Source organism: Candidatus Thioglobus sp. NP1 (assembly GCF_003326015.1).
Taxonomy (GTDB): Bacteria; Pseudomonadota; Gammaproteobacteria; order PS1; family Pseudothioglobaceae; genus Pseudothioglobus; species Pseudothioglobus singularis_A.
Genome location: NZ_CP023860.1, coordinates 168,042 through 181,207, shown reverse-complemented (window position 1 = coordinate 181,207; position 13,166 = coordinate 168,042). Strand labels below are relative to the sequence as shown.

Genomic DNA, 13,166 nt, shown 5'->3' with positions numbered 1-13,166 from the left:
GGAGCTAATTAAATGAAAGATTTTGATCCAAAGTACAAAAATTTTCCAGACTGGATAAATGGAATTACTTACGAAATTTGGGAGGAGCGAGGAGTAGATAAGTTACTATACTTGTATTCAGATGATATTATTTTAAGATCACCCTCTGCACTTGTAATTGGTAACAAACCTGTTATCGATGCTACCAATGCTACATTAACAGAGTTTCCAGATCGTCAACTTTTAGGTGAAGATGTAATATGGTCAGGTACTCCTGAAACAGGAATGCTATCTTCGCATAGAATTATATCAACTGCAACACACTTAGGAGATGGCCAGTTTGGTAAGCCTACTGGCAAAAAAATTGTCTTTAGAACTATTGCAGATTGTCATGCGATTAATAACCAGGTCAATGATGAGTGGTTGATTCGTGATGTGGGTGCTATGGCAAGACAATTAGGTGACCATCCTAAGGACTTTGCTAGAAAACAGATAGATTTAGAGGGAGGTATGAGTAACTGTAATAGACCCTTTACAGATACCATAGATAAACCAGGACCATATTTAGGTAAGGGCAATAATAATGAGTGGGGCGAAAAGTATGTTGACATATTGAAACGGATAATGAATTCTGATCAATCAGTTATTCATTCCGAGTACGACAGGGGTTGCCACCTCGAGTATCCAGGAGGCGTATCAGCACATTCTTATCCTGATGCAGAGGAATTTTGGATGGGATTGCGCTCATCAATGCCAAGTGCTAAATTTTCTGTTGAACATCAAATTGGTCGTGAGGATAAAAAAATGTCTCCTCGAGCTGCAGTTCGATGGAGTCTAAAAGGAAAACATGAAGGTTCAGGTGTTTTTGGCGAGCCAACCGGTGCTGAGCTTTACGTAATGGGAGTTTCACATGCTGAATTTGGTCCATCGGGCTTGAGGAGAGAATACACCCTTTTTGATGAAACCGCATTATGGAAGCAAATACTAATTAAGATGGGCTGATAATGACATTAGAACAGATGGAAAAATGTATAGTTCGATATGCTGATTTAAAGCCTTGTAAAACAGCCTTTATTGATGCTCACACTCCCGGTTCAAATCAGAAAGAAAACTTTACCATTATTGGATCAGGGGTATCAGAAAGTCCTGATCAGCATGTTCATATTAAACAAACACCTGGCTTTAATATTGGTGCTGCTGGTCAACCACCAGGTTGTATTAACTCGCTTCATACGCACACAACAGCTGAAGTATTCTATGTATTTAAGGGTAAGTGGCGTTTTTTTTGGGGACAGTCTGGAAATGCTGGTGAAGTTATTGCTGAAGAGGGAGATCTTATAAATATCCCTACAGGTATATTTCGAGCATTTGAAAATGTTGGAAGCGACTATGGAATGTTAATGGCTATCCTTGGTGGAGATGATGCTGGAGGTGGAGTTACATGGGCTCCAAAGGTTATTAATGATGCTAAAGATTTTGGACTTATTCTTGGTGAAGATGGATTATTATACGACACTAAAAAAGGCCAGTCTTTGCCAAATAATATTAATCCAATGCCTGTACTTACTGATGAGGAATTGAAAAATTTTCCTGAAATAACAACTGAGGATTTTTTAAATAACTTTTTTGTAAGTTCTTCAGAATTACATCAAAAATCAAAAAATAAACCAGCAAAAGTTATTGGAAGAGAAGCAATATTAAAGGATCGTCCAGGTTTTGAAGTTGATTTTATTACTGATGATTCATTTTTAAACAAAACCTATTCAACTAATCATCATGTAGTTAATATGATTATGAATGGAGAGTGGGAATTACAGTGGGATAGCAAAAAAACTAATCTTGGGCCAGGTGATACTTGCTTAATTCCACCTAATTTAGATCATAAACTTGTGCCCAGAAAGATAGGCAATGCTAGTCTTTTTCGCGTTACTAATACTGATGATCCTGCAGGATCAACTTGGTTAAGGTAGTATTATAAAAATTATTATTAGGGGTTAATAAATGAGCAAAATTTTAACTAGTCACGTAGGTTCATTGCCACGATCACAAGATGTTGTGGATTATATTTTTGCTCGAGAGAATAATCAGCAATTTGATGAGCAAAAATTTGATGATTGTATGAAACTAAGTGTCAAAAATACAGTTGAAAAGCAAAAGAAAGCAGGCATTGATATCGTTAGTGATGGTGAAACATCAAAAATATCTTATGCAACCTATGTCAAAGATAGGTATGAAGGTTTCTCTGGAGATAGCTCTCGAAATGCACCAGAAGATTTGAAGCAGTTTCCTGGCTTTCTAAAAAGATTGGCTGATGAGGGAGGAACTCCTCAATATGCTCGCCCAATGTGTACTAGTGAGATTAAGTCAAAAGGTCAGGGGGAGTTGCAAAAAGATATCTCGAATTTGCAAGCTGCGATGAATGCAAATGGCATTGAAAGAGGCTTTATGAACGCAGCATCGCCAGGTGTTATTTCATTATTTTTGCAAAATGATTATTACCCTTCAAGAGATGCTTACCTTGCTGCACTTGCTGATGTAATGAGGGACGAGTATGAGACTATTGTTGCTTCAGGATTAGATCTTCAGTTGGACTGTCCAGATCTAGCACTTTCTAGACATATGCTTTTTAATGATTTGTCAGATTCAGAGTTTATTAAGATTGCTGATTCTCATGTTGAGGCTATGAATCATGCGCTTAAGAATGTACCAGAAGAGAAAGTCAGAATTCATATTTGTTGGGGCAACTACGAGGGCCCTCATTGCTGTGATATAGATATGAGTAAGGTCTTTGGTACATTAATGAAAGCGAAGGCTCGATATACATTGTTCGAAACTTCAAACCCACGCCATGCCCATGAATGGACTGTATTTAGGGATCGAAAGAATGACATACCTGATACTAAAATACTTGTTCCAGGAGTCGTTGATACTACGACTAATTTTATTGAGCATCCAGAGTTAGTCGCTGAGCGCATTGAAAAATTTGTTAATATAGTTGGCAAGGAGAGAGTAATTGCGGGTTCTGATTGCGGGTTTGGTACCTTTGCTGGATTTGGTGCAGTGGATCCAGACATTGCTTTTGCCAAACTAAAGTCGCTGTCTGAGGGTGCCGCACTTGCAACTAGTCGGCTATGACAGCCTTAGTTCTGATTCCTGGAATGATGTGTGATGAGCGTATTTTTAATCATCAAATAAAAGAGCTTGGTAAATATTATGAAGTTTCTATTGCAGATATATCTAAACATTCAAATATGACTGATTTGGCAGCATATGTCTTAAGTAAAGCGCCAAGAAATTTTTGCCTGGCTGGACATTCTATGGGTGGAATCGTTGCTATGGCTGTATGTGCACAAGCACCGGAACGTATTGAAAAATTAGCACTTATTGATACTAATCCTTATGCTGAATTAGAGGAAGTTAAGCTTAAGCGGGGGCCACAAATGAGCGAAGCACTTTCTGGTAAATTAATAAATGTTATTCGTGATGAAATGAAACCTAATTATTTAGCTGATAGTGAGAATCAAGATACTATCTTAAATACTTGTATGGAAATGGCGCTGTCTTTGGGTCCTAAAGTTTTTATTAATCAATCAAAAGCACTTCGAGATAGAATGGATTACCAAAAAACACTTAGATTACTTAATATGCCAGTGCTTATTATGTGTGGTTTAGAGGATAAATTATGTCCTTTAGATAGGCATGAGTTGATGCATAATATTATTAGTAATTCTAAATTAGAGGTAATTAAGAATGCTGGCCATATGCCAACATTAGAGCAACCTATAAAAACCACGGAGGTACTAAAGAAATGGCTAATGAATTGATAGATTCAGAGTTACTTGAACTTCTTAAATCAGTTGACACGCCTACAGTATGTAATGCAATTGAAGTAGCACAAGGTAAGCGTGGTTTTTCAGAATTTACTCATGGAACGATGATTTGCTCAGCACCAAAGGGTGGAGCAATGGTAGGTTTTGCTAAAACTGCAAAAATTGCTGCGCTGAGTCCTCCTCAAGAAGATCAAGAGATAACTAAAGAGCGAAGGATGAATTATTACCAATATATGTCAGAAGTCACTGGCCCTTCTGTTGCAGTAATTGAGGATGTTGATTATCCAAATTGTATTGGAGCTTATTGGGGTGAGGTTAATACTAAGGTCCACAAAGGGTTTGGCCTCTCTGGAGCGCTGACTAATGGGGTCATGAGAGATCTTGGTGATCTTGCAGTAGATTTTCCAGTTGTTGCAGGCTCTATCGGTCCAAGTCACGGGTTTGTTCACGTAAGAGAAATTGATACAAAAATTAGTGTTCTTGGTATGAGTGTGTCGCCAAATGATTTAATTCATGCCGATCTTCATGGTGCAGTTGTAATTCCTAAAGAAGTTATTAATGGTTTAAAGGATGCTATCAAAAAGTTATTTGCTTCAGAGCAGTTAATACTTGGTCCTGCTGAAAAGAAAGATTTCAATTTTGATAGCTTTAAAAGTGCATGGGAAGATTTCGAAAAATCAAGAACATAATTTTTTTAAGCTTGAGTAAGGTTAATAAGAAATTTCACATAGTATGTCTCGATCTAATTGATGCACTTAGTGGAGTGTATCGAATATCTTAATGAAGACAATCATTTTGCATAGTCAAGATTTAGCTTTAGCTCAAAATCTTTCATCCAATTTAAATGGAGAGCTAGAACAAAGAAAAAATCACTTCCGTATTCATACAAAGCTGTCATTCAATTTAGAGCAATTAAGACAATCAAATAGAGCTGACTTAAATCTATTTAAAGATAATTTTAACTACTCTGAAATAGGACTTTTTGTTAGCGATATGGATTCAACTTTGGTCACAATTGAGACCATTGATGAGATCGCTAAATTAGTAGGTATAGAAAATGAGGTGGCATCTATCACTAAAAAAACTATGCTAGGATACCAAGATTTTAGCTCTTCATTTAAAGCTAGAGTTTTAATGCTAAGAGGCACTAAAATTGAAATTTTAAAGCAAGTATATGATGAAAAATTAAATTACAGTGATGGAGCCATTGAACTAATTGATTTTTTAAAATCAATGAATATTAAAACTGCATTAGTTTCTGGTGGACTATCTTATTTTGCTCAGCAACTTCAAAATCAACTGGGGCTTGATTCATTTAAAGCTAATAATGTAGAGATTATAAATAATTATTTAACAGGAAGTGTTATTGGGACAGTTGTTGGTCCTCAAGAAAAAGCAAACTACATTAATGAGCTCTGCATGATTTATGGCCTTAAAAAAAACCAAGTTCTAGCCATTGGCGATGGTGCAAATGATCTAGAAATGATGAGAATTGTGGGATTATCCATTGCCTACAAAGCAAAACCTTTATTACAAAAAAATTGTGATGTTATTATTAACTTCACGAGTTTGGACTCAGTTATCGATTTTTTTGATTGACTTAATAGTATACAAAACCTCTTGCTAATTCTTAGAGAATTAGGACTATATCTAAATTAACCATAATGTTCATTAAGATATGAAAAAGTTATGTAGCGAATACCAGTCTATGATATACTTCATTTGCAATCGTATGCAAAACAAACACATTTGTTTTCCTATGATGTAAATTAAAGAATATTAAATAAGGAGTGTTATATGTTTTTAAGAAAAATCGCTACAGTAGTAGCAATTACAACACTAACTTCTAGTGCTTGGGCAGGATGTGGAATTGCTGAAGGCAGAGTTAGTATTGTTGGTAATGAGTTTCCAGCGATCCAAACTATTGGTGCTGGAGCAATGGAATGTGCAGGTGGTGGTGTTACAGTTGAAACAAATCTAACTGCTGATCATCAAAAAATTAATCTTCCAGGTATGACTGGTAACCCAGCTGAATTTACAGCAGCTATCGTTGCTAACTCATCAATTGTTGCACTTATGAACAATGATGTGATCAGACCTTTGAATGATCTAGTTGCTAAGCATGGACAGGGTCTTCAGAAAAGCCAGTTAGTTACAATTGATGGTAATATTATGGGTATTGCCTTTATGGCAAATGCTCAACATCTTACTTATAGATCAGATGTTTTGAAAGAGTTACGTATTGATGTTCCTTCGACTTATGAAGAAATGTTAGCAGCTGCTGAAACAATTCGTAACTATAATTTGATGCAGTACCCACTTGGTGGTGCTTATGCTTCAGGCTGGAACTTAGCAGAAGAGTTTGTTAATATGTATATTGGTCATGGTGGTGAGTTCTTTAAGCCAGGAACAGCTGAAATTGCTGTCAATAACCAACATGGTGTAGATGCACTAAATATGATGAAAGCTTTATCTGAGTATATGAACCCTGACTTCCTAACGCATGACTCAAACGCAACTAGTGCCGAATGGAAAGCTGGTAATGTTGCTCTGATGAATATGTGGGGATCACGTATCGGTGCTCTTAGAGGTGATGAGGTAGATGCAGCTGTAGTAGCTGCTACAGCTACTGCTGGTCCTATGACAGTTGGTGGTGGAACAACTGCAGCTTCAACTCTATGGTGGGATGGATTTACTGTAGCTAAGAATATTTCAGATGCAGATGCAGAGGCTACTTTTATGGCTTTGATGCATGCAATTCGTCCAGATATGTTGAACGAAACGACTTCGCCACAAGCTGTTTGGTTAATTGACGGTTATGAGCCTACTCCAGCTGCTGCAGGTGTATTTGCTGCTGCTGCAATGGGAACTAAGCCTTATCCAATGTTGCCATATGCAGGTCTAATGCATTCAGCCGCAGGTGCTGAATTAGTTGACTTCATGCAAGGCAAAGAAACTGCTGAGCAAGCTTTAGCTGGTTTAGAAGCGGCATACACAACTGCTGCGACAGAAAAAGGCTATTTATAAGCTTTTGTAAGTTGTTTGTCTCCTAAGATTAGGGCGTGTGTTGCACATGCCCTTTTCTTTTTTTGTATAATTAAGTTTCTCTAATCTTATTATTTCCATATGAAGCATAAGACTTTTTTTTGGTTTTTTTTACCTACAGCACTAGCAATGTTTTTGTTCATTGCCTTACCCTTAACTTCGATTGTAAGCCAATCACTTCATACACCTCATGACGCAGTTTTGATTGTTGTTGAATCATGTGATCCATTTGGTTGTAAATCTGAAACAACTATTGACCATCAGGCAAGTCAACAAATTAAGAAAGATAAGCCACAAGGGAAGTGGGTTGGATTTCAAATCTATACTGATAGAAATCACCTAGCCTTTAAAGAGGTTGGTGAGTTATGGGAGAATAAGACAAACTTCATTGATTTTTTTTCCAGTCTAAAGAATCTTCCATTTTATCGAGCAATGGGCTTTACTTTGACTTATACTGCTGTGGTAACCCCACTGGTTATATTATTTGGATTTATAATTGCACTAGCAGTTAACTCACTGCATCGTCACTTGAAAGGATTTATGGTGTTCTTTTCATTGTTGCCAATGATTGTTACCCCTTTGATCGGTTCGTTGATTCTGTTTTGGATGATTGATGCACGAGGTATTATTGGTTCAGGTCTCCAAGAATTATTTGCAGATCCAATGCTGTCATTAAAAGCATCAACTAACCTAACATGGATAACACTTATTGTTTACGGTGTTTGGCATTCTGCCCCTTTTGCATTCATTGTTTTTTATGCTGGACTTCAGACTGTTCCGCAAGAAACTATAGAAGCAGCAATGATTGATGGGGCCACACGTTTTCAGCAAACTATTCATGTTATTGTGCCTCATTTATCTCCACTAGTGGCATTTGTGGCTTTAATTCAGCTGATGGATAATTTTCGAGTATTTGAGCCGATAGTTGGTTTTAGTGCTTCGGCACATGCGACTTCTCTTTCATGGATTATATGGAATGATATTGGCCAAGAGATAAGACTTCTTTCTTCGGCGGCAACCACATCAGTGTTGACAATAATTGGCGTCGTCATACTTCTTATGCCTGTTTTGATAAGAACATGGCGTGAATTTAACCCGGAGAAATAATATGACTTCAAATCAAATAAAAAGACCATTAGGACTCCAACTACTTATATATGGCTTTGTATTATTCTGGTTAATTTTGGCAGCCTTTCCATTTATTTGGACTATGTGGGGCTCATTTAAAGTAGAGCTGGATTTTTTCTCAAAAGCAGACTGGACTAATGTATTTTCTGGAGTAAGAACTCAAGCAGTATATGGAGAATCTTTTACAGGCGCTGGTTATGAGGGCGCATGGATCCAAGAAGAGTTTTGGCGCGCTTTTCTTAATACAGCGATAGTTTGTTTTTTCACAGTACTCATATCATTAACTCTTGCAACTTTAGGTGGTTATGCGCTTTCAAGGTCTGGCTTTCGTTATTCTTTTTGGCTGCTAATAATCGCACTTGTTTTTCGTGCTCTGCCTCCAATCACTCTTGTTTCTGGGTATTTACAACCCTTCTACGATTGGAATGTTTGGGGAACACTTCCGACTACTATTATTGTTTTAGTGGCAATTAACCAGCCTTTTACATTATGGATGCTGCACTCATTTTTTCAAACAATTCCGAAAGAGCTTGATGAGAGTGCAAAAGTTGATGGCTGTACTCAGTTCCAAGCATTTCGACATGTAATAATTCCAGTGATGTGGCCAGGTGTTATTACTGCTGGACTCTTCTCATTTCTTTTGGCATATAATGATTTTGCTGTTACAGCAATTCTGCTATCCCAGGAAAACCAAACTATGGTCCCTAAAATTGCTAGCTTTATGGGTACTACTCAAACAGAAGGTAATATTATGTTTGCAGTTGCAGCAGTTGTATCTGCCATAATTCCATTGTTTATTCTGGTTATGTTTTTTCAAAGACAGCTTGTTAGTGGATTAACAGCCGGCGCTGTCAAGGGTTAATCATTGTCCTCGTTTGATTATATTATCATTGGTGCAGGCTCTGCTGGATGTGTTTTAGCGAATCGACTCAGCGCAAATCCCAAAACCACTGTCTGTTTGATTGAGGGAGGTGGAAGTGATAAGAGTCCATTGGTTCAAATTCCTGCTGGCCTTTCATTTGCGTACGGACATAAAAAGCTTGACTATGCCTATAAGGGAGCGCCACAAAAAAAATTAAACAATCGTGTAATTACTGTTAATCGAGGTAGGTGTCTTGGTGGGTCTAGTTCAATCAATGGAATGATTTATATTCGTGGAAATAAAAAGGATTATGATAATTGGAAGGCTCTTGGTTGTGATGGATGGTCTTATAATGATGTATTGCCGATATTTAAAAAACTTGAGAAAGATCAAACAGGTGCAGACCCTAAGTATCATTCAACCTCTGGTGAGTGGCCAGTTGTCATGCCACAAGATGTCAATAAGACGGCTATGCGTTTTATTGAGGCTGGTTCTCATATAGGGCTACCAAATAATCCTGACTTTAATGACGAGTCTCAACTGGGCTTGGGAATTTATAAGGTTAATCAAGATAAAGGAGCTCGAGTAAACTCCTATAAAGCTTTTATTGCTCCAATTTCTTCAAGAGCAAACCTTACAATAATGACAAATTCCAGGGTTCAGTCAATAGAGATTGAGGGTGATAGTGCCCAATCTATTAAGCTTCAAGTCAATGGCATAGATAACCAATTGCTTTGTAATAAAGAGGTTGTTCTATCTGCTGGGGCAATTGAATCACCAAGAATACTTTTATCATCTGGAGTTGGTGATAGAGAAGAGCTTAAAAAAGTAGGCGTAACTTGTAAACATAATGTTCCAGGGGTTGGTGAAAATCTCCAAGACCATTTAGACACAATGGTCACTGTTCGTTCAAAAAAAACAGAATCAATTGGAGTTTCTTGGAAGACTTTATTTCCACAAGTCGTTACATCTCCTTTTAACTACTTATTTAGGAGAATGGGCTGGTGGACCAGTAATTTTGTTGAGGCAGGAGGTTTTGCATATACAAAACTTGGAAGCCCTGAATATCCTGATGTTCAGTTTCACTTTACACCTATTTACCGAAGTCATCGTGGAAGAAGGTTTGAATTTGGGCATGGGTATTCTCTATTCACATGTCTATTGAGACCCCATAGTAAAGGGTCAGTTAAGATAAAGAAGGATGGTGACAAGCATAAGGTTATTGTTGACCATAATTTCTTGTCTGATTCTAGGGATGAAAAAAGCATTGTTGAGGCAATTAAAAAAGCGAGAGATATATTATCGTCCAAAGAGTTTGATGTGGTTAGGGGAGAAGAAATAGCTCCAGGAAATTCTATCCAATCAGATGAAGATTTATTGGCATATATTCGTAAGACTGCAGTCACTGTCTACCATCCTGTGGGGACCTGCAAAATGGGAGTTGATGATATGTCAGTCGTTTCACCTGATAATTTAAAGGTTAAAGGGATGCGTAATCTTCGAGTTATAGATGCTTCAATTATGCCAAGCATTATAAGTGGAAATACCTCTGCCCCAACGATGATGATTGCAGAGCGAGGCGCAAGAATAATTTTGGAAAATAAATAGAAGTATGGATAACTTAAAACTGCCACATATATTAAATAGGATGAACGATTATGAATAACTTTCAACAAGAAAAAAAAATTGTATTGGATTACTACAAATCATTAGACTCTGCACATGGTAATGATATTACAAAGGTTTTAAACAAATATATTAGTGATGACTATATTTGGAGAGGATTCCATCCTTTTAATGAGATTACAGATGCTAAAGAAGTTTCAGAAATTTTCTGGCAGCCATTTCGTCATGCATTTAAAAATATTCAAAGACGTATGGATATTTTTATTGCAGGAAAAAATCAAATTGATGGATTTGAATCTGTCTGGGTAGTTTCTATGGGTCATCTTATGGGTCTATTTGATAATGAATGGCTTGGAATTGCTCCATCAAGAAAGATGGCTTTATTACGTTACTGCGAATTTAATAAGGTTGTAAATGGAAAGATAACTGAAACTGCAATGTTTTTTGATATTCCCCATGTCATGCTGCAGGTTGGATTAAACCCCTTTCCACCTCAAACAGGCGCCCATCTTGTTCAGCCTGGGCCAATGACTCATGAGGGTTTGTTGTTCGAAGAGCAAAATATAGAGGAAGGTGAAAAGACACTAGCTTCAATAAACTTTATGATTGAAGATATTAAGGATTGGAAGCATTCAGGAAAAATATCACTTGTTGATGAACTTAGAGCTAGCTGGAATGAAGATATGATCTGGTGGGGCCCTGCTGGTATTGGTTCAAGTTATACAATTGAAAGGTATGCTGAGCAGCACTCCGGCCCATTTAGGGCTAGTTTTAAAGACCGTATCTCTAATGGCCATCTTTGTAAACTTGCAGAAGGTAATTTTGGAGGTTTTTTTGGATGGCCTAACCTTACTCTTACTCCAACAGGTGGTTTTATGGGAATGCCTGCTTCTGAAAAACCTGGAGATATGAGGGTAATAGACATGTATCGACGTGAAGGTGATAAACTCTCTGAAAACTGGATTTTCATTGATCTTTTGCATTTTTGGAATCAACAGGGCGTTGATATTTTAGATCGAATCAAAAAAACTCCAAGAACTTAAAAATTTCTAAGTGAGCTGAATACAGCTCACTATTTTTATTAAATATTTTTAACTTGAGTTTAATGCTTTTTTAAATTAACATCAGTTCTACAGTAATAAATTTAGAGCTAAAAAAATGAGAAGAGGTAGAGCTAAAGTTTCTAGAGAGGTAGTAGACTTCAAGCAGGCTCCTTATAGCCAAAAAAAGAATCCTTTTCAGCCAATGACTATATTTTCAGAGGATGAGATTGAGTCAATTCATCAAGCTTCATTAAAAGTTTTATGTGATACTGGTTTGGATTTCCAATCCCCTCGTGCAGTAGAAATTCTAAAAAAAGCTGGAGCTAATATTGCTAGTGATGGAAAGCGCGTAAGGTTTGAGCCTGGTTTTGTTATGGAAAAAATAGCAACAACTCCAAGTGAGTTTACTCTTCATGGAAGATATAAAGAAAGACATGTCCATATTGGTGGAAATTCTGTAGTTAATACTTTGGTTTCAAGTGCACCTAATGTTTCAGATTTAGAGAGAGGGAGAATTCTAGGTAACTTTGAAGATTATTCAAATTTAATTAAACTTGGAGAGATTTTAAATACTGTTCATGCCCTTGGTGGCTATCCTGTTGAGCCTTGTGACATTGATGTAAGAGTTCGTCATCTTCACGCTATATCTGCAGCATCTCGGCTTTCAACTAAACCCCTTTTTGGCTATGCAATTGGAAGTGAAAGAATGCTTGATGCAATTGAAATTGTTAGAATTGGGAGAGGTATTGATAAAGAAACTTTGTTAAAAGAGCCTTCTATTACAACAGTGGTAAATGCAAATTCTCCACTAGTTTATGACAGGGCTCTTTTAGAAGGCGCTATTGAAATGGCTGAAAATAACCAGCCAGTTATCTATACCCCATTTACTCTTGCCGGAGCTATGGCACCTATTACTATAGCAGGGGCACTAGTGCAACAAAATGCAGAAGCTTTAGCAGGACTGGCCTTTCATCAGTGTGTGAACCCTGGAGCTCCAGCTATTTATGGTAGCTTCACATCTAATGTTGATATGAAATCTGGCTCGCCAGCTTTTGGAACTCCTGAATATACAAAAGCTACAATTGCAAGTGGCCAGTTAGCTCGGAAATATAAGATTCCCCTTAGAGCGTCAAATGCTAATGCTTCAAACGCTCCTGATGAGCAGTCAGTTTATGAGTCTCAGATGTCATTATGGGCTTGTTTATTGGGCCAAGTAAACTTCATTTTGCATGGTCATGGATGGATTGAAGGAGGGCTTTGTGCATCCTATGAAAAAATAATCTTAGATGCTGAAATGAATCAAATGATGGAGGCTTTTATGCAGCCTTCACCTGCTAACAAAGACACTTTAGGGGTTGAAGCAATTGCTGAAGTAGGTCCTGCAAATCATTTTTTTGCTGCTCAACAAACATTGGAACGTTATGAGACTGAGCACTACAATCCACTACTTTCAGATTGGAGAAATTTTGAGTCTTGGAGAGACAGTGGATCAGTTACCGCTTCTCAAAGAGCAAACAAAATATGGAAGCAACTTTTAGATGATTATGAAGAGCCAAAGCTTAAGATGGAAGTTGAAGAAGAGCTCAAAAGTTTTGTTGATAGGAGGGTCTCAGAGGGTGGAGCACCAGCCTTATAAGGGTTTAATTTCTCCAC

General features: G+C 37.4%; 12 protein-coding genes. All 12 read left to right on the top strand.

Features of this window, described 5'->3' with window-relative positions:
- Positions 1-12: 12 nt before the first annotated feature.
- The 12 genes from CRN91_RS00960 to CRN91_RS00905 all read left to right on the top strand — a co-directional run bounded on the left by CRN91_RS00960 (position 13) and on the right by CRN91_RS00905 (position 13,149).
- Entirely contained in the window at positions 13-981 is a 969-nt protein-coding gene (locus CRN91_RS00960) for a nuclear transport factor 2 family protein (protein WP_114114594.1), read from the top strand.
- A 2-nt stretch (positions 982-983) separates the two neighbouring features.
- A complete protein-coding gene (locus tag CRN91_RS00955) occupies positions 984-1,949 on the top strand; it encodes a cupin domain-containing protein (protein ID WP_114114593.1) in 966 nt (321 codons plus the stop codon).
- A gap of 31 nt (positions 1,950-1,980) precedes the next feature.
- Positions 1,981-3,114 carry a cobalamin-independent methionine synthase II family protein gene (locus tag CRN91_RS00950; protein ID WP_114114592.1) on the top strand — a complete coding sequence of 378 codons (1,134 nt, stop codon included), beginning with the start codon at positions 1,981-1,983 and terminating at the stop codon, positions 3,112-3,114.
- Positions 3,111-3,803 (top strand): alpha/beta fold hydrolase, encoded by a 693-nt coding sequence (locus CRN91_RS00945; protein ID WP_114114591.1) that lies wholly within the window; start codon positions 3,111-3,113, stop codon positions 3,801-3,803. The genes CRN91_RS00950 and CRN91_RS00945 overlap by 4 nt, the downstream gene beginning before the upstream one ends.
- A complete protein-coding gene (locus CRN91_RS00940) occupies positions 3,788-4,498 on the top strand; it encodes an RraA family protein (RefSeq protein WP_114114590.1) in 711 nt (236 codons plus the stop codon). The genes CRN91_RS00945 and CRN91_RS00940 overlap by 16 nt, the downstream gene beginning before the upstream one ends.
- 91 nt (positions 4,499-4,589) lie before the next feature.
- Positions 4,590-5,408 carry a phosphoserine phosphatase SerB gene (serB, locus tag CRN91_RS00935; RefSeq protein ID WP_114114589.1) on the top strand — a complete coding sequence of 273 codons (819 nt, stop codon included), beginning with the start codon at positions 4,590-4,592 and terminating at the stop codon, positions 5,406-5,408.
- Positions 5,409-5,606: 198 nt separating this feature from the next.
- Positions 5,607-6,836, top strand: a complete 1,230-nt coding sequence (locus tag CRN91_RS00930) for an ABC transporter substrate-binding protein (RefSeq protein ID WP_114114588.1) — start codon at positions 5,607-5,609, stop codon at positions 6,834-6,836.
- 99 nt (positions 6,837-6,935) lie between these two features.
- The gene (locus tag CRN91_RS00925; RefSeq protein ID WP_114114587.1) at positions 6,936-7,961 is read left to right on the top strand and encodes a carbohydrate ABC transporter permease; all 1,026 of its coding nucleotides are present in this window, start codon (positions 6,936-6,938) and stop codon (positions 7,959-7,961) included.
- A gap of 1 nt (position 7,962) precedes the next feature.
- Positions 7,963-8,844 carry a carbohydrate ABC transporter permease gene (locus CRN91_RS00920; protein WP_114114586.1) on the top strand — a complete coding sequence of 294 codons (882 nt, stop codon included), beginning with the start codon at positions 7,963-7,965 and terminating at the stop codon, positions 8,842-8,844.
- A 3-nt stretch (positions 8,845-8,847) separates the two neighbouring features.
- The gene (locus tag CRN91_RS00915) at positions 8,848-10,452 is read left to right on the top strand and encodes a GMC family oxidoreductase (protein WP_114114585.1); all 1,605 of its coding nucleotides are present in this window, start codon (positions 8,848-8,850) and stop codon (positions 10,450-10,452) included.
- A 47-nt stretch (positions 10,453-10,499) separates the two neighbouring features.
- Positions 10,500-11,513, top strand: coding sequence for an ester cyclase (locus CRN91_RS00910; protein ID WP_114114584.1), 1,014 nt, complete (start codon positions 10,500-10,502; stop codon positions 11,511-11,513).
- Between the two features lie 115 nt (positions 11,514-11,628).
- Positions 11,629-13,149: a trimethylamine methyltransferase family protein gene (locus CRN91_RS00905; protein WP_114114583.1), complete on the top strand. Its 1,521-nt coding sequence runs from the start codon at positions 11,629-11,631 to the stop codon at positions 13,147-13,149.
- Positions 13,150-13,166: the final 17 nt, after the last annotated feature.

Bases quoted from the DNA above. Each gene is read 5' to 3' on its own strand.
- CRN91_RS00960 (WP_114114594.1), top strand. From the start codon at position 13: ATGAAAGATTTTGATCCAAAGTACAAAAATTTTCCAGACTGGATAAAT.
- CRN91_RS00955 (WP_114114593.1), top strand. From the start codon at position 984: ATGACATTAGAACAGATGGAAAAATGTATAGTTCGATATGCTGATTTA.
- CRN91_RS00950 (WP_114114592.1), top strand. From the start codon at position 1,981: ATGAGCAAAATTTTAACTAGTCACGTAGGTTCATTGCCACGATCACAA.
- CRN91_RS00945 (WP_114114591.1), top strand. From the start codon at position 3,111: ATGACAGCCTTAGTTCTGATTCCTGGAATGATGTGTGATGAGCGTATT.
- CRN91_RS00940 (WP_114114590.1), top strand. From the start codon at position 3,788: ATGGCTAATGAATTGATAGATTCAGAGTTACTTGAACTTCTTAAATCA.
- serB (WP_114114589.1), top strand. From the start codon at position 4,590: ATGAAGACAATCATTTTGCATAGTCAAGATTTAGCTTTAGCTCAAAAT.
- CRN91_RS00930 (WP_114114588.1), top strand. From the start codon at position 5,607: ATGTTTTTAAGAAAAATCGCTACAGTAGTAGCAATTACAACACTAACT.
- CRN91_RS00925 (WP_114114587.1), top strand. From the start codon at position 6,936: ATGAAGCATAAGACTTTTTTTTGGTTTTTTTTACCTACAGCACTAGCA.
- CRN91_RS00920 (WP_114114586.1), top strand. From the start codon at position 7,963: ATGACTTCAAATCAAATAAAAAGACCATTAGGACTCCAACTACTTATA.
- CRN91_RS00905 (WP_114114583.1), top strand. From the start codon at position 11,629: ATGAGAAGAGGTAGAGCTAAAGTTTCTAGAGAGGTAGTAGACTTCAAG.